The sequence below is a fragment of the Cohnella hongkongensis genome (genome assembly GCF_042654645.1).
Classification (GTDB): domain Bacteria; phylum Bacillota; class Bacilli; order Paenibacillales; family Paenibacillaceae; genus Cohnella; species Cohnella hongkongensis.
On record NZ_JBHSEP010000024.1, the window covers coordinates 1 to 18,929 of the forward strand.

Genomic DNA, 18,929 nt, shown 5'->3' on the forward strand with positions numbered 1-18,929 from the left:
CGATTGCCGCCGGCCTGCGCGCCTGCGAGCTGGGCATGACGGTAAAGTTCTATACGGTTGCGGAACTCGTGATGCGATTGGGCGAGGCCAAACGTGCCGGCACGCTCGAGCGGCTGCTTGGCGAGATACAGCGAACGCAGTTGCTTATTCTGGACGAATGGGGATACATCCCGGTCGATAAGGAAGGCTCGCAATTATTGTTTCGCGTCATTGCCGATAGTTACGAGAGTCGCAATCTGATTATTACGACGAATCTGGAATTCTCCAAATGGGGATCCGTATTTACCGATGACCAGATGGCGGCTGCGATGATTGACCGTTTGGCACATCACGGACACTTGCTGGTATTTGAAGGCGAAAGCTACCGGATGAAGAACGCGCTGATGAAGGCGCGATAAACGAGGAGGCGATGGGAACATGACGGAACAAATCCAGCTTGCGGAGATGGAAGCGGCGATTGAGCGACTGAGGAATGAAATCCAGCAGCTTCAGGAAGAACGCGACGCCCTTGAGCAAGGAAATTTGGAGTTGTACAAGAAGCTGACGACCCCCGATTTCTAGCTGTTCATCCGCTAAAAAATTCCCCACGACTAAGATGGGGAAAAATGCACGATTTTTTTGGGGATTTTTGCTTGACGAAATACATTTATGATTAGTCGACCAGAGTCAGCAGCTCGCTGGCTGGCGTACGGGGTCTCGCCTTTCGCGTCTTCGACTTGTCGAAGTAGCCCATATGAAGCGTACCGACGACCTTTTGCCCCGGTTTGACGCCAATCGCCTCGCGAAAGGAGGGACTCCAGTTGTAGTCGTTCGTCTTCCAGACGACGCCGATATCGCGCTCCCAGGCGAGCAACTGCAAATTCTGGATCAGCGCGCTGGCGGCGGAGAACGCTTCCTCCCATTCCTTCGGCCGGGGCTCCTCGTCGATAAGAACGATCAGATGGACCGGGACGCCGGTGCAGTAAACATTGGCCACTTTCTCCCCAATTTGTTGCCTCTTGTCGTCGGGATAAGTTGACAGAACCGCGTCCGAGAATTGCTTGCGGCCATCTCCGACGAACAGGATGAACCGCCAGGGCTCGCGGTGCTAAAATTCAAAAAAATGGCCAACATATTGCTAGCAAGTCTGGCACCAGCTATACGGTAACAGGGTTAACACCAAATACTTCTTACACATTTGGAGTTTCGGCAGTAAATCCATTAGGAATAAGTACGTATTCTTTAATAACGGTTTCAACAACAACTCTTCAGGTAGGTAATATATATTTAATAATCCTATAGATGTAGATCTTCCGGCAGGAAGTTTTAAGGTTTATAGATTTACGCCACAATCAACGGGAGTTTATGAAATATCTACAAGTCCTTTTGGAGGAATCGGTGCAGAGAATGATACAGTTCTGTATTTGTATAGTGACAGCACGTTAAATAATGAAATAAACAAAAATGACGATAAGAGCGGCAGTAGTAGATTCAGTCTAATCAAACAAAATTTTGTAGCGGGTGTAAGTTACTATATTAAGATCAATCATTACAATACATCAGGTTCTGTACATGCGAGATTATCGGTAAAGGTTCCAAGTGGGGCACAGCTTCAAACCATCACAATTGACCAGCCCATAGATATGGATATCGAAGAAAATGAAGCTGGGCTGTTTGTCTTTACTCCACCAAGAACTGGTGAATATAGTATACGAACTGGGTATTATGGAGACAATTATAATGATGAAATGGGTGACACAATTTTATATTTATACAGCGATCCTTTATTTCAGAACGAGCTAGAAATGAACGACGATATTGATACAGAGAATAATAATTACTTTTCTGGTCTAACTCTGCTGTTAATTGGAGGAACAAACTATTACATTAGAATAGTTGGATATGGTGACAGTCCGTTCCGAGCAAGACTTAAAATAACGGGTTCACCATCCAAAACAGACCTAGATAATGATGGAATACCTGATGAACAAGAGATAGCTGGAATTAGAATCGGGTATCAGGGTACTTATGTGAAAACCGTTGTGACTGATCCAAATAATCCTGATACCGATGGCGACGGAATTGAAGATGGTATCGAACTGTTGGAGATGAAGTATTATAATAGCACAGGAAACTTTTATGAGGCAATTGATGATCCAAGTACCAACGTAATTGGTACTTTGGCTAATGGGGTTTCATTTGATATCCCGTCAAGTTTCAATCTATCATCAATTGATTCTTCGTATTTAGTCTCAATCTTACCTAGTGTTGAACAATACAAACGAAATATTAAATCTTATTATGATTATGTAGAAAGTTATACCTCTACATTGAGCTCAAAAGGAAATGATAGACTCTTAACACTTTCAGATCGCATCTTAGAGTCAGGTTTAGGGTACTATTTTGCTACAACTTACATCATTTCAAATATTCAAGAATTTGGCACAAATGAGGATCGATATTGGTTAGCTACGCAAACCAATAATATTGAACACCTCGCTGCAATAGAAAACGGCATAGGTATGGCTTCTACAGATGACATCGAAGCATCGGCATACGATCCTTATTACTTTCATAGGCTTGGGACAAGGATTCACAACGAAATAACAAAAGTGTTTGAAATGGATCTAACTAGGCGCTATACTTCGTATTCTGGCAAGCAAATTCCAGGTACTGTTCTGAAGGCTGATCTAGTCTATGACCTAGGCAGAGACGAATACGTGACAGTACCTGATATTAGACCCAATTCTGCTTTGCGTGCTGAGATTTTTGAAATAAAGCCAATAACTTGGTCGCGTCAGAGAGATCCAGTCCATTATTCACAGGCTCAAGCACAATTGAACAAATATATTTCTAAATATCAACAGTATTTTACGCAAAAAAGTGTAGAACATGGAAAAACAACTACGTGGTTTCGCTATGGCCAGATTATTATAGTTACAGGAACAAGGTACATTGCAAGGATCGTTCAGGATCCAACACAACCAGGTATGGTATACTATCAGTTAATAAATGAAAGAACGAATTATGATGAGACCTTTCTAGTATTTCCATACACAGTCCCGACTGAGAGACCTCAAGTAAGCGTCATCTATAATAATGTCCCAGTTCAAGGACAAATTGTGGCCAGAGAAAAAGAACCTGATGGATCTTGGGGAGATTACGGGGTTGCATTGTTGAACGTTACTGGTGCCGTTATACTAGTCGTAGGAACCGTCGTTGAAGATGTTGGTACAGGTGGGATTGGAATTGCTGATGATCCAATCTCCTTTGCAGTGGGAGCTAAGTTAGTCCAAGAAGCAGTAAAAGCTTTAAGAAGAGCTCCGGCTATCTGGTGGTAATTATTTTGAAAAGCCCGATGAACTTTATCGGGCTTTTTAAAGAAAGGCGGACAAAAATGAGCGAACAATCCTCTATTATTTTTGCGAAATCTACCGACATTTCAGACATCGAAAGCAAACTGAAAAAAACAAAGGCCATCTTGTTGCCCTCAACTAATTGGACAGGAATTGCCCTGAATGTCGCTTTACGCAATAACCGCAATAAAGCCAGTGAGCTTTCCATTCTACTTGACACGGTGGTGGTAAGCTATGTTTGCGACAGCGACTACTTTTTCGAATATGCATTTTTTGAGAATGGAATAGAACGAGCCTATTTACTGGTGAATTTTGACGGAGCGACAGAGAGCGTACGGGCTAACCTTTCGTATGTGAAGGAGCAGGTGGACCATCCCGAAAATATGGAGCAACTGGCAGAAGTGCTCGACACCTCTCATAGGATCAAAGCGGCGGAGCTATTTCTAAAATCGATTTATTCCGGGAAGGGATTAGATAATCTCACCTATCAGTCATTAAAAACGTATCTTCTCTACAACCCGGACGAAACTTGGTTGACTTCATTGCCTCGCGTCAAGAAGAACAGACACCTAGAGCCGATTCTTGACACAATAGGAGAACAGTTAAAAAGCTATGGATTCACGTATGATCCCGATTATAAAGAAGGGTATATTGATGTCTATTTATTTTCGAAAACGATAGATGATTTCAAGTACGGCGTTAGTCTAACAAAGTTAGACCGAAGCAGAGGATATGCGGTAAATTATCTTTTCCCTAGTCGGTGTAATCCGGAGTATTCCGATTATCATGAGCGAGGTTTCGGGTTCGTAATGAACTACAAGTCGGAAAAGGAGCTGTGCCCCAAGCTGCTTGAGCTTTCTGAGGATATCGTTCATAAAGGGTTAAAGCTGCTGGAGGAGAAAGAAATTCGGCCGTTTGATGTGCATGGCGTATATCGTCGTGGGCTTGATCCCTTTTTCGAGACATACGGCTATAAGAATGAATTTATGAGTCCGTCTTTACTGCATGGAGGAGAAGTTGTTTACGGGAAAAACGATAAAAAAGTCATTTTTAAGCAAGCTGTCAATCAAACCAACCTTGAAATCGAATTTGCGGATAGTCACTCTAACGCTCCTTTACATCAAAAGCTCAGCGAATATGCGGAGAAGTATCAAATTTACAACTTCTATAGAACTTATAACCACCTGCAGCATCATTATTACTATACGAACGAGAAGCAATTAGCGGAGATGCTGGCAAAGTCCGCAGAAGCGATCAAGCTAATTCTCGACGACGAGAAAGCCGGAATGGACTAGCCGCGCCGATAGTTCGCCGGAGTCGTGCCCGTCAGCTTCTTGAACACGCGGTGAAAATGGGGCAGGCTCTCGAAGCCGCAGCGTTCGGCGATCAGGCTGACGTTGTCGTCGCTGACGAGAAGCCGTTCCTTGGCAAGCACGATGCGCTTGGCGTTCACGTAATCGGTCAAGTTCATGCCGGTAATCTGCTTGAACACCCGGGAGAAGTGCGCACCGGTGACGGAAGCGTGCTTCGCCAGGGCGGCAAGGCTGAGATCGGCGCCGGGATGCGCCGCGATATAATGAAGGACGTCCTTCATCCATTGCGGACCGATGCCGGATTCGTCCGCGTCGTCGGCCGTCGCGCTGTTCACGTGGCGGTTGATCAGCAGAAGCCATTGCTGGAGCAGTAAGCCGACGGCATGGCGGTAGCCGATCGCTTTATTATCTAACTCCTCGCGCATGCGTTCAAGCGCTTCTTCCGTAGCTGTTCGAAGCGGCTCGTCGAGCTCCAGCCGGTAGCGCTTGCGCTTGCGGGCCAGGTCGAAGCAGCGCAGGCTGCTGTACGGTTCGCCGATGTCGTCGGCGGAAACGAAGCTCGGCGCGAAGAACACGGCCGTCGACGTTACCGGTTCCTGCGGATCCTGGAACGAGCGGTGGATCGAATTGCCCGGCACGAGCAGCAGGTCGCCCGCTTTGATGTCGTACAGCTTCTGGTCGATGAAGAACGTCGCCTTGCCCGAGTAGACATAGAAAAACTCATACTGATCGTGCAGATGGTCCGGCAGCTCCCGCTCCGGGCTTTTTTTATCTCTGTAGACGAATTCGAACGGAAACAGAGGCTCGCTCGAGAACGGTTTGCGGTAGATTTTCATCGGATGCGTCTCCTCAGGATGCGCCATACTTATAAAATATCAAAATAGAGTATATTTTCGCAAGGATTAAGCCTTTTTACAACGATTGCAGCTGATAAAATAAAAGCAATAGGACGACAAGCAGCCCCGGGACAGGGATCTGCTTTGGCATGCAGGGGGAGAGGTTATATGAGAATCGACGCGCATCAGCATTTTTGGAAAATCGAACGGGGCGATTACGGCTGGATTACGCCGGAGCTGCCCTCGCTATATCGCGACTTTCTTCCCGAGCATCTGAAGGCCTCGCTCGACAAGCACCGCTTCGACGGCACGATAGCTGTGCAGGCGGCGCCGACGTTGGCGGAGACGGATTATTTGCTGAGTCTTGCCGATGCGGACGATTCGATCGTTGGCGTGGTCGGATGGCTCGACTTGCACGATCCGAACCATCGGGACCATTATCGGATAATGGCGTCCCATCCGAAATTCGTCGGCTTCCGGATCATGATCCAGGAAATGCCGGACGCTTCGCGCATCTTGGAACCGGCTTTCGTGGAAGCGCTCCGCTCGTACGCCGACGAGGACGTTCCGGTCGATTTGCTTCTTCGCTCGGATCAGTTGGAACCGCTGACACGCCTATTGGAGCTCGTGCCGAATTTGCGCGGAGTGGTGGACCATCTCGCCAAGCCCGTTATCGCCGAAGGCTGTCTGGAGCCATGGCTTTCTCAGATGAGCGAGATTGCCGGACATCCCGGCATCTACTGCAAGCTGTCGGGCATGGTGACGGAAGCGGATCACGCGGCATGGCGGTACGATCAGTTCCAGCCGTACGTTCGCCATGCGAGCGAGCTGTTCGGTCCCGACCGCGTCCTCTTCGGAAGCGATTGGCCGGTCTGCCTGCTGGCGGCGAGTTACGATCAAGTGGTCGAAGCGATCGAGCGCAATCTGCCCGTAGAATGGGGAGAAGCGGAACGCGCCCGTCTGTACGGGCTTAATGCGAAGGAGTTTTATAAGCTATGAACAAGCTGAATCGACAGCAATTGCAAGCTGCGGGAGCGGCGTTGGGCCAAAGCCCGGATAAGCATGCCGCGAACGCAGCGGCCGGCGCGTACCCGAATGACGCGCCTGTAACGGTGCTGCAGATCGGCGAGGGCAACTTTCTGCGCGGTTTTTTCGACTGGATGGTGCAAGAAAGCCGTAAGCAGGGGCTGTTTCGCGGCGGAGTGGCGGTGACGCAGCCTCGGCCGTCCGGCAAGCCGAAGATCGACGCCCTGAACGGGCAGGATCGGCTGTATACGCTAGTTATTCGGGGCCTTGACAACGGGGAGCCGGTGGAGAGAAGAGAGCTGATCTCCGTATTCGCCGAAGCGTTCGACCCGTACGAGGATTGGCAGCGGCTGGTCCGCCTCGCGGAGAGCCCGGAGCTGCGCATCGTCGTCTCCAACACGACGGAGGCCGGCATCGCCTATCGCCCGGAGGCGCTGACGGAGGGCGAGCCGATCGTCTCGTACCCGGGCAAAATCGCTTACCTGCTGTACCGCAGATACTTGGCCTTCGGCGGAGCCGCCGACCGCGGCCTGCTCTTCCTTCCTTGCGAGCTGCTGGATAGAAACGGCGACGCGCTGAAGGAAGCGGTGCTGAAATACGCTGCCGACTGGGGGCTTCCGGAAGCGTTCCGGGAGTGGGTGACGACGGCCAACCGCTTCCTGAACTCGCTCGTGGACCGAATCGTCGCCGGGTATCCGGATCAAGAGCAGGCCGAGGCGTGGTTCGCCGAATGGGGCTATCGCGACGACCTTCTGTGCGTAGCCGAGCCTTACCATCTATGGGCGATCGAGGGGGAACCGGAGCTTGACGAGCTGCTGCCCTTTGCGAGCGCCGGTCTTAACGTCGTATGGACGGACACCCTGGAGCCTTACCGGAAACGCAAGGTGCGCATCCTGAACGGCGCCCATACGCTGATGACGCCGCTTGGCATCCTATGCGGAGTCGAGTATGTCCGCGAGCTGATGGAGGACGAGACGCTCGGCGCGTTCGTGCGGAGAACGGTGGGCGAGGAGATCATTCCGACTTTGCCTTACCCGCAGGACGAGATGGCCGCATACGCGAACGAGGTGTTCGACAGGTACTTGAACCCGTTCGTCCGCCACCGGCTGTCCGATATTGCGATGAACAGCGTCAGCAAGTTCAAGGTGCGCCTGCTCCCTTCGCTCGAGCATTACGCACTGAAGGGCGAGCGGGCACCGGACGGATTGGCGAGAGGCTTGGCCGCATTGCTTCGTTACTATCGCGTTAGACAAGAAGAGAACGAATATAGAGGGACGGCGTTCGACGGGCGTTCGTATGCGGTGCGCGACGATGCGGAGGCGCTGGCGACGCTCGCAGCCGCATGGGACGAAGCCGGGCGGACGAGAGAGACGCCGGAGGAAACGGCGGGACGTCTGCTGGCCTGCGAGACGCTGTGGGGCAAAGATTTGTCGCAATGGCCGGGACTGGCGGCGCAAGTGGCGCAAGTCTGGGCGGAATGGACGAAGGGGGAACGGACATGAGAGAATGGCTTCGCGTCTCGGAGCGCGACCAAGTCGTCATCGCTCTGAGAGCTTATACGGCGGGCGAAACGATCGCGCTGGAAGACGGAACGTCGGTAACGCTGGCCGAGAACGTCCCGGCCGGACACAAAATCTTGACGAGGCCGGTGGCCGAGGGCGAGGACGTGCTCAAGTTCGGCTATTCTATCGGGAAAGCGACAGCCGGTCTGCAGCCGGGCGCATGGGTGCACACGCACAATCTGCGTACGGGGCTGAAGGGCGTGCTCGACTACCGCTACGAGCCGGTACGCCCGCACATCTCCGCTCCGGCGCCGCGGCGCCGGACGTTCCAGGGTTATGTGCGGCCCGACGGCGAAGTTGGCATCCGCAACGAGATTTGGATCATCAACACGGTCGGCTGCATCAACAAGACGTGCGAGATCATCGCCAACCGGGCTAATGCGCAATATGGCGGACGCGTGGATGGCGTCTACCATTTCTCCCATCCGTTCGGCTGCTCTCAGCTCGGCGACGATCTGCAATACACGCAGAAGCTGCTCGCGTCGCTGGCGAACCATCCGAACGCCGCCGGCGTGCTCGTCGTCGGCCTCGGCTGCGAGAACAATCAGATTGAGACGTTTAAGCTGGCGATCGGCGATGCGGATCCGCGAAGAATCAAGTTTATGAAGTCTCAGGAAACCGAGGACGAATTGGAGGAAGGACTCGCTCTCGTCGAGCAGCTGGTCGAATACGCGGAGACGTTCAAGCGCGAGTCCGTGCCGGTCTCCAAGCTGAAGATCGGACTGAAATGCGGCGGCTCGGACGGCTTCTCGGGCTTGACGGCTAATCCGCTCGTCGGCTCGCTGTCGGATCGGCTGATCGATGCCGGAGGAACGGCGATTCTGACCGAGGTGCCGGAGATGTTCGGAGCGGAGACGATTCTGATGAACCGCGCCGCCGACGAAGCCGTGTTCGGGCGCATCGTGTCGCTTATTAACGATTTCAAGCAGTATTTTATCCGGCATAACCAGGAAATCTACGAGAATCCTTCTCCCGGCAACAAGGCCGGCGGCATTACGACGTTGGAGGAGAAGTCGCTGGGCTGCACGCAGAAGGGCGGACATTCGATCGTGACCGACGTCGTGCCGTACGGCGAACGGGTGAGCAGCACCGGGCTGAACCTGCTGGAGGCGCCCGGCAACGATCTCGTTTCCGTAACGGCGCTGACGGCTGGGGGCGCGCACATCGTCTTCTTCACGACGGGGAGAGGGACGCCGTTCGGCGGACCGGCGCCGACCGTGAAGCTTTCGACGAACAGCGAGCTGGCGCAGCGCAAGAAGAATTGGATCGATTTCGACGCCGGACGGCTGCTGCACGGCAAAAGCATGGAAGAGCTGACCGACGAGCTGTGGGAGCGGATGCTCGACATCGCCTCCGGCGAGTCGCGCACGCTGAACGAGAAGAACGGTTTCCGCGAGATCGCGATTTTTAAGGACGGAGTGATTTTATAATGAAAAAACGCAAGCTGGGCCGAACGGGACTGGACGTATCGGTGCTGAGCTTCGGGGCCTCCTCGCTCGGATCGGTGTTCCGGGAGACGGATGACGCAGAAGCGATTCGTACCGTGCATGCCGCGCTCGACAGCGGCATCAACTATATCGACGTGTCGCCGTATTACGGCCTGACGAAGGCCGAGACGGTGCTCGGAAGGGCGATCAAGGACGTGCCTCGCGACAAATTCCTCCTGTCCACGAAAGCGGGCAGATACGGAGCGGACAGCTTCGACTTCAGCGGACGCCGCATACGGGCAAGCCTGGAGGAGAGCCTGGCCAGACTTCATACCGATTACGTCGACATTCTGTTTTTGCACGATATCGAATTCGTTCCCTCCGGCATCATTTTGGAGGAAGCGGTGCCGATGCTGAAGAAGCTGAAGCAGGAAGGGAAAATCCGCCATTACGGCATATGCGGCCTGCCGCTTCAGCTGTTCGAGAAGCTGCTGCCGGAGATCGATGCGGATGCGATCATCTCTTACTGCCATTACTCGCTGAACGACACCTCGCTTCTCCGGCTGCTTCCGCTGCTCGAGAGCAAGGATATCGGTCTCGTGAACGCCTCACCGCTGTCAATGGGCTTGCTTAGCCTGAGGGGGACTCCGGATTGGCATCCCGCGAGCGCAGAGCTGAAGGCGGTATGCCGCCGGGCCGCGGAGCACTGCGCAAGCCGGGGCGAGAACATCGCCAAGCTGGCCGTGCAGTTCTCCACGGCGAACGAACGCATTCCGACGACGCTCGTCAGCACGGCCAGCCCGGACAACATACGCTCCAACGCGCAGTGGGCCGAGGAGCCGATCGACGAGACGCTGCTCCGGGAGGTGCTGGACATTCTCGAGCCGGTTCGCGATCTGACCTGGACGAGCGGCAGGCCGGAATACAACGAAGGCATCCATACGATGGGGGGAGAAGGATGAGGGGAATCGTCTGTGCGGAAATCGGCCGCTTCGAGCGGATCGAGCTGCCGGAACCCGAACTTAGGGAAGGCGAAGCGATCGTCAGCGTCAAGCGGGTCGGCATTTGCGGTACGGATTTGCATGCGTTCATGGGCAATCAGCCCTTTTTCGCCTATCCGCGGGTGCTTGGGCACGAGCTTTCGGGAATCGTCGAGCAAATCGGAGACAATGAAGCGGGATTGTCCGTCGGAGACCGGGTCGGCGTCATCCCGTATATGCACTGCGGGCAATGCGTCGCCTGCTGCCGGGGCAAAACGAATTGCTGCGTCTCCATGAAGGTGCTCGGCGTCCATATCGACGGGGGCATGAGGGAGCGCATTGCCGTTCCGGTCTCGCATCTGGTCCGCGCGAACGATCTGACGCTCGACCAAGCCGCCGTGCTGGAGCCGCTCAGCATCGGGGCGCACGCGGTAAGAAGATCCGGATTGCGGGCGGGCGAGACGGCGCTCGTCATCGGAGGGGGGCCGATCGGCCTCGGCGTGATGGCGTTCGCCCGGCATGCCGGGGCGAAGGTGATCGCCATGGACGTGAACGAGGACCGGCTGGCGTTCTGCCGGTCATGGGCTCGCGTCGACGCGACGGTGAACGCGCTCCGGGACGCGCCTGCCGAGGTGGCGAGGCTGACGGACGGCGATCTGCCGACGGTCGTGTTCGACGCGACGGGCAACGCGAAGTCGATGGCCGATGCATTCGGCTTGACCGCGCACGGAGGCACGCTTGTCTTCGTCGGTCTGGTCAAAACGGACATCGCCTTTCACGATCCTCTGTTCCACAGCCGCGAGCTGACGCTGATGGGCAGCCGCAACGCCACGAGAGCAGATTTCGAGCACGTCTACTCGGCGGTGAAAAGCGGCGTCGTCGACGTCGAGCGGTACGTGACGCACCGGGCGCCGTTCGGGGATATGATCGACTCGTTCGAGAGCTGGTTGAACCCGGCATCCGGAGTCATTAAGGCGATGGTGGAGCTGTGAACGGAAGCAAGGCAACGGGAGATGAACCGTAAGTCCGCCGCCAAGGCGCTATCTTGGCCTTGGCCCCGCAACCTCAGCTTCGCCAAGGCGCTATCTTGGCCTTGGTCTTGCAGCCCGGGTCCAGCCAAGGCGCTTTCTTGGCCTTGGCCCCGCAATCTCAGCCTCGCCAAGGCGCTTTCTTGGCCTTGACCCCGCAGCCCCAGTCCAGCCAAGGCGCTATCTTGGCCTTGGCCCCACAGCCCCGGTTCCGCCAAGGCGCTATTATAGCCTTACCCCCGCAACCTCAGCTTCGCTAAGGCGCTATCTTGGCCTTGGCCCCGCAGCCCCGGTCCCGCCAAGGCGCTATTTTGGCCTTGACCCCGCAACCTCAGCCTCGCCAAAGCGTTTTTTGAGACCTCGTTCGCCCCGCGCAAGCCTTTTCCACCGTCAACATTATGCTGCGCGTTCAGGCGGCTTCGACCTTCTCGGCCGGGACGGAAGAACCGGACGATTCCGTCCGCATGTAGAGCAGCAAGCCGGCGATGATGAACGCGCCCCCGATAAACTGGGAGGTTGTCGGCATTTCGCGGAAAAGCATCAGTCCCAACAGGCTGGCGCCCACGGGTTCGGCCAGCACGGACATGGAGATCGTCGTGGGGCTGACGTACTGCAGCAGCCAATTAAAGATCATATGGCCGAGCACCGTAGGGACGATAGCGAGCAGGACGAAAATGAGCCATTCCCGCGGCACGTAGTCCACGACATTAATTCCGAGCGCGGCATTATAGATCGCGAAGCAGGCGAATGCGACGGCAAACACGATCAGGCTGTACAAATAAGACGACACGCGCCGGAGAATGACTTTGGCCAGCAGCATGTTCACGACGACGGCCAGCATGCCCGCGAAGCTCAGCATATCTCCCTTAAACGCCTCTCCCGAGATGCGGAAATCCCCGGAACCGACGACGAAGGCGCCGGCGAGGGCGAGGGCGAGCCCAAGCAGCGGGAGCTTGCCGATTTTATCGCGGAAAGCGAAATAAGCGCCGATCATGACGAAGACGGGCTCGAGCGTAAGAATGATCGTGGAGCTGGCGATCGACGTGTAGTTGAGCGAGGCCATCCAGAGCAGGAAGTGCAGCGCCAGGAAAAATCCGGCCAGCCCCAGCAAGCCCCAGTCTTTGCGGGAGATGGAGGCCGTCGCCCGCAGCTGCCGCATGCCGAACGGCAGCATCAGCAGCACCGTGAACAGCATGCGGTACATGCCTTGCACGGACACCGGCGCATCCGAGTACCGGACAAGAATCGGCGAGAAGGAGATGGCGATCATTCCCACGACGAGTGGAATGAGAATAGGAATAGGCGATGATGACGCTTGGCGATTCATGGTTGACGGAGTCCCTTCCTCTTTAGCGCAATCTCATCATTGTATAGCCGAATCGGCGAAAGATCAATCCCTCTGCCTCTCCCTTTAATTTTATAGACAAATTTTATTTTTGTTTGTATATTTATAAACGTAATTAAAATTTGTTTTGAAATAAAGAGGGAGAACTCATCATGTGGCACAATCGTCATGTCCGCGTCATTTTATCGTCCAGAATCTTGCTTAACATGGGCGTATGGATCAGGAACTTCGCCATTTTGCTGTATGTAAGCGAAATGACCGACAACGACTCCTACTACGTCTCGTTAATTTCGGTTGCCGAATTTGCGCCGATCTTTATCTTCTCCATCATCGGGGGAACGTTCGCGGACCGTTGGAAACCGCGCCGCACGATGGTAGGAAGCGATCTGCTTACTTCGGCATCCGTATTCGCCGTGCTGCTGGCGCTGGTATACGGGACTTGGCATGCGCTGTTTTTCGCCGCATTCGTCTCTTCGGTGCTGTCGCAATTTTCGCAGCCGTCGGCGATGAAGCTGTTCAAACGGCACGTTCCCGATGACAGGCTGCAGGGCGTCATGGCGCTTCACCAGTCGATCTCGTCGCTGTTTATGGTCATCGGCCCGGTGGCCGGCGCCTTCGTCTATTCCAAATTCGGGATCGAGACTTCTTTGGTCGCGATGGGGGTGTTGATTCTCGGCTCCGGGCTTCTCCTGCTGAGACTTCCGAAGGACGACGAAGAGCCCGGTCCGGCCCGGGCAAAACCGCGATTTCTTCTGGAGCTGAAGAACGGCTTGCGTTACGTCGCCGCCAACCGGACGCTTCGCTCGCTTGGCGGCACGTTCATGGCTGCCGGGCTTGCGGCGGGCCTGATTCAACCGCTCCTGCTGTTTGTCGCCATAGAGAACCTGGGGCAGGACCGCGCTTTTGTCCAATGGCTGCTTATGGCTAACGGAGCGGCGACGCTGGCCGGCGGCGCTCTCGTCATGACCGCTGCGAAGAAAGCGAAGCCGCAGCAGCTGCTGGCTTTCGGATTGCTCGTCAGCGCAGCCGGAACGGTCGGCATAGGCTGGGCTCACAGCCTGGCGGCCGTCCTGCTGCTGCAGATTGCCACGGGACTATGTTACCCGCTGATCATGATCGGAATTCAAACGATGATCATGCGAAATACGGAGGGAGCTTACGTGGGCAGGGTAGGGGGAGTCATGACCCCGCTGTTCATGGGAATGATGGTCGTCGGCATGTCGCTGGCGGGCGGTTTGAAAACGACTTTGTCGCTTCAGATCGTCTATTCGATCTCGGGAGTTTTATTTTTGACGGGAGCGGCGGCGCTCTTCCCGCTGCTTGGCGTCGGAAAGAGGCATGCGGGCGAGGAGGATTACAGCCCGAACAGCCGGTAAACGAGGAAGGTGACGGCAGCGGCCAAGCTGGCTCCCGCCAGCGCCTGCGACGGCGTGTGGGCGCCGACGCGCCATCTCGCCCAACCGACAAGCGCGATGAGCGGAGCAAGCCAATAAGCGAACGGAGCGACGAGCAGCGCGAGCGTCAGCACCGTTCCCGTAATGCCGATCAGATGCAGACTAATTTTCCACCGGGCAAGCTGAGTGACGAGCAGCGCGGCGGCGACGGCGCAAATCATGCCGGCGAACACGGCCAGCAGCTCGACCGGCGCTTCCAGCAGGAAGAGGAACGCCAACGTGCAGAGCATGCTTCCGATCGTATACAGGAACGGAACGAGGCGCTGCTCGCGGCGGCTGACGTCGTGGTCGCTCCAGCGGCCGCGCGCGACGCCGCGCCGGATAAACGCGAACGGAGCGCCGGCCGCTCCGAGGCTTACGACGATCCCGCACAGCACGCCCTCATAAACGTTCGGAGCAAAGCGGACCGACACGGTCATGAATAACGGGACGATAAGCGCGAAAGGATGGAGCAGAAAAGATACGATGTGGGCCAGCCGATAGGCGGCAGGTTCGGACTTCATCCGTTCAGCCTCATTTCCGCGGAGTTCCATCGATTATAGCACACCGCCCCGTTTTTCCGCATACGTAAATCCGCTTCCGGAGCGGCTCCGAAAGCGGATCTGTCCATTCAGGTGAAGGTTCAGTCGACTAGGCCCATAAGGCCGGCCCACAGACGTTTATCCGCGTTGCGGTCGTTGCGGTCGCTGCCGCCGTTGTCGGCGTAGCCGGTGCCGGCTTGGCCGGCTCCTTCACCGTTATCGTCCGGCGTCTCCGCAACGCCCTCCGATCCGCTGTCAGTCCGGGATTGGCCGCCGTCGGACGCTGCGTCCGCGGGAATGACGCGGCGAGCCGTCACGTACGTTTTGTCCCAGGTGCTGCCTTCGAAATCGGAGATTGTGACGCCGATGCCGACCCTGTACGTGTGAAGGATCTTGCCGTCTCCGACATAGAGGCTGACATGATTAATGACGCCGTCCCGGTTCGTATCGGAGAAAATCAGGTCGCCGGGCTGCAGCTGGCTCTTCGGAACATATTCGCCGACTTCCGACTGCTGCCGCGAAGAACGGGGAATGCTGATGCCGTTTTGATTAAACACGTACTGGGTAAACGAAGAGCAGTCGAACGCGTCCGTGCGGTTCGATTCGGCCCCGTACAGATAGCGGACGCCGATGAATTTCTCTCCCGTGGCGATGACGTCGTCCGCGATCGAACGCGTCGCGGAGTCCGCGGCTTGAACAGCGCCCGTCGCGGCAAGCGCGGTATGGCCGCCCGCGAACATCGTCCCCGCGGAAAAGACGATCGTCAGGCCTAGCGTCGCGCCCAGCATCGCTTTGGTCACGTTGTTTGTAGCAAACGGATATTTCATGGCGATATGCCCCCTTGTCTGAAATTGATTGAATAGGGGCCGGTATCAAGCGTCCGATCCCGTCTGGCTTTCCACTTTACCACATCGATTGGGCCCATCATTTTCTAGTAACAGGCCGAAAACGCGCCTTCCAAGGAATTGGCGGCCATTCTTATAAAACGATGAGATTTTTCACATCCGAAACCGCTTGACAAACCTGCAAAGCGGGCTTAGAAAGCGCGCATAAGAAGCATTTGGGACCGTCCGTAGACGCCGGATGGGTCAAGCCGCAGGACCGCTATTTGCGGCTGAACAAGCTCGATCAAGCGAGAACGGAGTGCGAAGACGCCGAGCTTACCGCAAGTTGTGCGAAGGGCTTCCGGTGAAGAAAGACATCCGGGAGACGCTGGCGGTGCGGATCGGCTGCCGCCGGCCGGAGTCGAGCTTCGGTTCGGGTGAAAATAAGGATTGTCTTTCGCGCCATCGATGCTACTATAAAAGGAAGGAGGCAGCAAAATTCCAATTTTAAGGAGGTTGCGATCGAATGCTGAAAATCGCCGCACTCGTCGGAAGTCTGAGGCAGGGTTCCTACAACATGCAGTTGGCACTCACCATGAAGGAACGCTACATTAAAAAAATGAATCTGGAAATCGCCGACATTCGATCTCTTCCGTTCTTCGATCAGGATATGGAGTTGGATCCTCCTCCGGAGGTCGGAGCTTTCCTGCGCAAAGTCGCCGCAGCGGACGGCGTGCTGATCGTAACGCCGGAATACAACTGGTCCGTTCCCGGCGTGCTCAAGAATGCGATCGATTGGCTGTCGCGTCTGGACAAGGTGCTAATCGGCAAGCCGGTTATGACGGCGGGCGTATCTCCCGGAATGATGGGAACGATCCGCGCCCAGCTTCACCTTCGCGAAATATTGGCCAGCCCGGGCGTCCAGGCCAAGCTTCTGCCCCCGGCCGGTAACGAGATCATGATCAGCTCGGCGGCTCTGAAGTTCGACGAGACGACGAAACGGCTGGTCGACGAATCGACTTTGCGCCATATCGACCGCATCGTAGATCAGTTTATCGAGTTTGCGGCCGATCCTCGGTAAGCTCTCATCCGAAGAAGTCTCTTCCGTTGGAAACGGAGGCAGACTTTTTTCTTTTATGCCCTTTTTTACATATGTCAATATTGACATATAGAAAAAAAGGGCGTATTTTATTTCGTATGCGAACTATTTCCCTGCGAACAATAAAACGGGAAAGGAGAAAGGAGAAAGTAGAAAGGAGGCTCGCCTTGTGCAGGAGAACGAAGAACTCCAGATGATCTTCCAATCGTTCCGGGAAGTCAATCAAGCTTTTCACCAATCGATGACGCAGACGACGCAGCGATTGGGCATTACCGCCATTCAATATTTCGTCATGAAAATCGTCGCCGCACATCCGGGGATCGGCCTTAACGAGCTTGCGGACAAAATCTATTCCGTCACGAGCACGGCCAGCGGCATCGTCGACAGAATGGTTCGAGCCGGCTGGCTGTCCCGCGAACGGCCCCCCGAGAACCGCCGGTCGATCTCCCTGACGCTGACGCCGAAGGGGGAAGCGATGTGGGGCAAAGCCAGCGAACTGCGCCAATCGCAGCTGATCGCGGCGTTCTCGCAGCTGACCTCGGAAGACGTCCAGCAGCTGCAGCGCATACACAAGAAAATTGTGAACATGATACAGAGACAGAGAGAGGTAGAGAAACATGAATCATACGAGTAATTTAAGGAGAGGCCCGATTGTCGCTGCGCTGATTATCGCCGCTTTCGTGGCTATTTTGGCCCAGACGCTTCTGAACGTGGCTTTGCCCGTCATGATGGAGGATCTGGGCATTAACGCGAACACGATTCAGTGGCTTTCGACAGGGTACTTGCTCGTCAACGGCGTACTGATTCCGGTCAGTGCCTATTTGATCGACCGCTTCACGACCCGGCAGCTGTTTATGACCTCTGTCGGCTTGTTTACGCTCGGAACGATCCTATGCGCGGTTGCCCCCAACTTCGAGCTGCTGCTGACCGGCCGCCTGATTCAGGCGGCGGGAGCGGGAATTTTAATGCCGCTCATGTCGGTCATATTTCTGACGATCTTCCCGATCGAAGAGCGCGGCAAAGCGATGGGGATGATGGGGCTGGCGATGATCTTCGCCCCGGCGGTCGGACCTACGCTCTCCGGCTGGATCGTCGAGCATTACGACTGGCGCGTGCTGTTCTACGTCGTGCTGCCGATCTCGGTGTTTTCGCTGATCTTCGGCGCGATATCGATGAAGAACGTGACCAAGAACACGATGCCCAAGCTCGACCTGCTGGGCATCGTGTTCTCCACGCTCGGCTTCGGCGGACTGCTCTACGGCTTCAGCGACGCCGGACACGACGGATGGGGAAGCGCGCGCGTCATTGCCAGCCTGGCCGTCGGCTGCGTGGCGCTGATCTTGTTCTTCTGGAGAGAGTGGACGATCGACAAGCCGATTCTCGAGTTCCGCGTCTTCAAATATAATATGTACTCCCTGACGACGGTCATCAACGTGATCATTACGATGTCGTTGTATTCCGGCATGATCCTGCTCCCGATCTATCTTCAGCAGATTCGCGGCTTCTCGCCGATGGATGCGGGGCTGCTTCTGCTGCCCGGAGCGATTCTGATGGGGATCATGTCCCCGATTACCGGCATCATTTTTGATCGAATCGGGGCTCGCTGGCTGTCGGTCGTCGGTCTGCTCATTACGACATTCACCACCTACGAGTTCAGCCAGCTTACTGCTGATACGACTTACACTCACCTGATCCTGATGTACTCGTTGCGGATGTTCGGCATGTCGATGCTGATGATGCCGATCCAGACCGCCGGCATGAACCAACTGCCGCAAAGGCTGAACGCGCACGGCTCGGCCATGTCCCAGACGCTGCGGAACGTCGCGGGAGCGCTCGGCACGGCCTTCCTCGTGACGATGATGTCGAATTCGGCTGCAGCGCGCGTCAAGGAGTTGGTCGTCCAGGGCCGGATCGATCCGGCGGATCAAGCGGCCATGCTGGAGGTCACCCGGGAAGGCACGATCTACGGCATCAATCACTCCTTCGTCATTGCGACCTGGATGACGGTCGCCGCCCTGGCGCTCGCTTTCTTCATCCGGAAAGTGAAGCCGCACTCGGAGCCGGTCGCCGCGGCGCAGCTGCAAAAGCAAGCGAACTAGAGCCGCCGCGCGCGGCAACCATACAGGGCCGATTCCTCGCGGGATCGGCCTTGATCTCTTTTAGCCGACGGTCAAACGTG

Annotated in this window: 18 protein-coding genes and 1 pseudogene; 14 read left to right on the plus strand and 5 right to left on the minus strand. The window is 55.5% G+C overall.

The genetic code is table 11. From position 1 onward, the window contains the following. The coding region (locus tag ACFO3S_RS23415; RefSeq protein ID WP_378100988.1) for an ATP-binding protein at positions 1 to 398 on the plus strand (398 nt) is incomplete at its 5' end. 19 nt (positions 399 to 417) lie between these two features. Continuing rightward, positions 418 to 561 carry a hypothetical protein gene (locus ACFO3S_RS23420; protein WP_378100989.1) on the plus strand — a complete coding sequence of 48 codons (144 nt, stop codon included), beginning with the start codon at positions 418 to 420 and terminating at the stop codon, positions 559 to 561. Between the two features lie 91 nt (positions 562 to 652). Here ACFO3S_RS23420 and ACFO3S_RS23425 read toward each other — a convergent pair. Next, positions 653 to 1,072: pseudogene (locus ACFO3S_RS23425) on the minus strand (nitroreductase family protein); the annotation flags it as partial. A 41-nt stretch (positions 1,073 to 1,113) separates the two neighbouring features. Here ACFO3S_RS23425 and ACFO3S_RS23430 point away from each other — a divergent pair. From ACFO3S_RS23430 to ACFO3S_RS23440, 3 genes are all read left to right on the plus strand, one after another. Continuing rightward, positions 1,114 to 1,281: a fibronectin type III domain-containing protein gene (locus ACFO3S_RS23430; protein WP_378101176.1), complete on the plus strand. Its 168-nt coding sequence runs from the start codon at positions 1,114 to 1,116 to the stop codon at positions 1,279 to 1,281. A 122-nt stretch (positions 1,282 to 1,403) separates the two neighbouring features. Continuing rightward, on the plus strand, positions 1,404 to 3,320 hold the full coding sequence (locus tag ACFO3S_RS23435) for a hypothetical protein (protein ID WP_378100991.1): 1,917 nt from the start codon (positions 1,404 to 1,406) through the stop codon (positions 3,318 to 3,320). A 5-nt stretch (positions 3,321 to 3,325) separates the two neighbouring features. Then, the gene (locus ACFO3S_RS23440; protein WP_378100993.1) at positions 3,326 to 4,630 is read left to right on the plus strand and encodes a hypothetical protein; all 1,305 of its coding nucleotides are present in this window, start codon (positions 3,326 to 3,328) and stop codon (positions 4,628 to 4,630) included. Here the strand turns inward: ACFO3S_RS23440 and ACFO3S_RS23445 are convergent. Further along, on the minus strand, positions 4,627 to 5,484 hold the full coding sequence (locus ACFO3S_RS23445; protein ID WP_378100995.1) for a helix-turn-helix domain-containing protein: 858 nt from the start codon (positions 5,482 to 5,484) through the stop codon (positions 4,627 to 4,629). The genes ACFO3S_RS23440 and ACFO3S_RS23445 overlap by 4 nt on opposite strands. 168 nt (positions 5,485 to 5,652) lie before the next feature. Here ACFO3S_RS23445 and ACFO3S_RS23450 point away from each other — a divergent pair, with 168 nt between their 5' ends. Genes ACFO3S_RS23450 through ACFO3S_RS23470 form a run of 5 tightly spaced genes read left to right on the plus strand, consistent with a single transcriptional unit; the run spans position 5,653 to position 11,471 of the window. After that, on the plus strand, positions 5,653 to 6,483 hold the full coding sequence (locus tag ACFO3S_RS23450; RefSeq protein WP_378100997.1) for an amidohydrolase family protein: 831 nt from the start codon (positions 5,653 to 5,655) through the stop codon (positions 6,481 to 6,483). Continuing rightward, the gene (locus ACFO3S_RS23455; RefSeq protein WP_378100999.1) at positions 6,480 to 8,012 is read left to right on the plus strand and encodes a tagaturonate reductase; all 1,533 of its coding nucleotides are present in this window, start codon (positions 6,480 to 6,482) and stop codon (positions 8,010 to 8,012) included. Before ACFO3S_RS23450 ends, ACFO3S_RS23455 begins: the two co-directional genes overlap by 4 nt. Next, positions 8,009 to 9,502 (plus strand): UxaA family hydrolase, encoded by a 1,494-nt coding sequence (locus tag ACFO3S_RS23460; RefSeq protein ID WP_378101001.1) that lies wholly within the window; start codon positions 8,009 to 8,011, stop codon positions 9,500 to 9,502. The genes ACFO3S_RS23455 and ACFO3S_RS23460 overlap by 4 nt, the downstream gene beginning before the upstream one ends. Next, positions 9,502 to 10,461, plus strand: coding sequence for an aldo/keto reductase (locus tag ACFO3S_RS23465; RefSeq protein WP_378101002.1), 960 nt, complete (start codon positions 9,502 to 9,504; stop codon positions 10,459 to 10,461). The genes ACFO3S_RS23460 and ACFO3S_RS23465 overlap by 1 nt, the downstream gene beginning before the upstream one ends. Beyond that, positions 10,458 to 11,471: a zinc-binding alcohol dehydrogenase family protein gene (locus ACFO3S_RS23470; RefSeq protein WP_378101004.1), complete on the plus strand. Its 1,014-nt coding sequence runs from the start codon at positions 10,458 to 10,460 to the stop codon at positions 11,469 to 11,471. The genes ACFO3S_RS23465 and ACFO3S_RS23470 overlap by 4 nt, the downstream gene beginning before the upstream one ends. 445 nt (positions 11,472 to 11,916) lie before the next feature. On the opposite strand, the gene ACFO3S_RS23475 is transcribed toward ACFO3S_RS23470, so the two are convergent. Continuing rightward, entirely contained in the window at positions 11,917 to 12,834 is a 918-nt protein-coding gene (locus ACFO3S_RS23475; protein WP_378101006.1) for a DMT family transporter, read from the minus strand. Positions 12,835 to 13,004: 170 nt separating this feature from the next. On the opposite strand from ACFO3S_RS23475, the gene ACFO3S_RS23480 reads away from it, so the two are divergent. Next, entirely contained in the window at positions 13,005 to 14,228 is a 1,224-nt protein-coding gene (locus ACFO3S_RS23480; RefSeq protein ID WP_378101008.1) for an MFS transporter, read from the plus strand. On the opposite strand, the gene ACFO3S_RS23485 is transcribed toward ACFO3S_RS23480, so the two are convergent. Then, complete coding sequence (locus ACFO3S_RS23485) at positions 14,207 to 14,809, minus strand: hypothetical protein (RefSeq protein ID WP_378101010.1); 603 nt, start codon at positions 14,807 to 14,809, stop codon at positions 14,207 to 14,209. The two genes, ACFO3S_RS23480 and ACFO3S_RS23485, sit on opposite strands and share 22 nt — an antisense overlap. Before the next feature lie 119 nt (positions 14,810 to 14,928). Next, positions 14,929 to 15,654 (minus strand): C40 family peptidase, encoded by a 726-nt coding sequence (locus ACFO3S_RS23490; RefSeq protein WP_378101011.1) that lies wholly within the window; start codon positions 15,652 to 15,654, stop codon positions 14,929 to 14,931. A 523-nt stretch (positions 15,655 to 16,177) separates the two neighbouring features. Here ACFO3S_RS23490 and ACFO3S_RS23495 point away from each other — a divergent pair. From ACFO3S_RS23495 to ACFO3S_RS23505, 3 genes are all read left to right on the plus strand, one after another. After that, positions 16,178 to 16,732 (plus strand): NADPH-dependent FMN reductase, encoded by a 555-nt coding sequence (locus ACFO3S_RS23495; RefSeq protein ID WP_378101013.1) that lies wholly within the window; start codon positions 16,178 to 16,180, stop codon positions 16,730 to 16,732. A 187-nt stretch (positions 16,733 to 16,919) separates the two neighbouring features. After that, positions 16,920 to 17,384 carry a MarR family winged helix-turn-helix transcriptional regulator gene (locus ACFO3S_RS23500; protein WP_378101015.1) on the plus strand — a complete coding sequence of 155 codons (465 nt, stop codon included), beginning with the start codon at positions 16,920 to 16,922 and terminating at the stop codon, positions 17,382 to 17,384. Then, positions 17,368 to 18,849: a DHA2 family efflux MFS transporter permease subunit gene (locus tag ACFO3S_RS23505; protein ID WP_378101017.1), complete on the plus strand. Its 1,482-nt coding sequence runs from the start codon at positions 17,368 to 17,370 to the stop codon at positions 18,847 to 18,849. The genes ACFO3S_RS23500 and ACFO3S_RS23505 overlap by 17 nt, the downstream gene beginning before the upstream one ends. Positions 18,850 to 18,929: the final 80 nt, after the last annotated feature.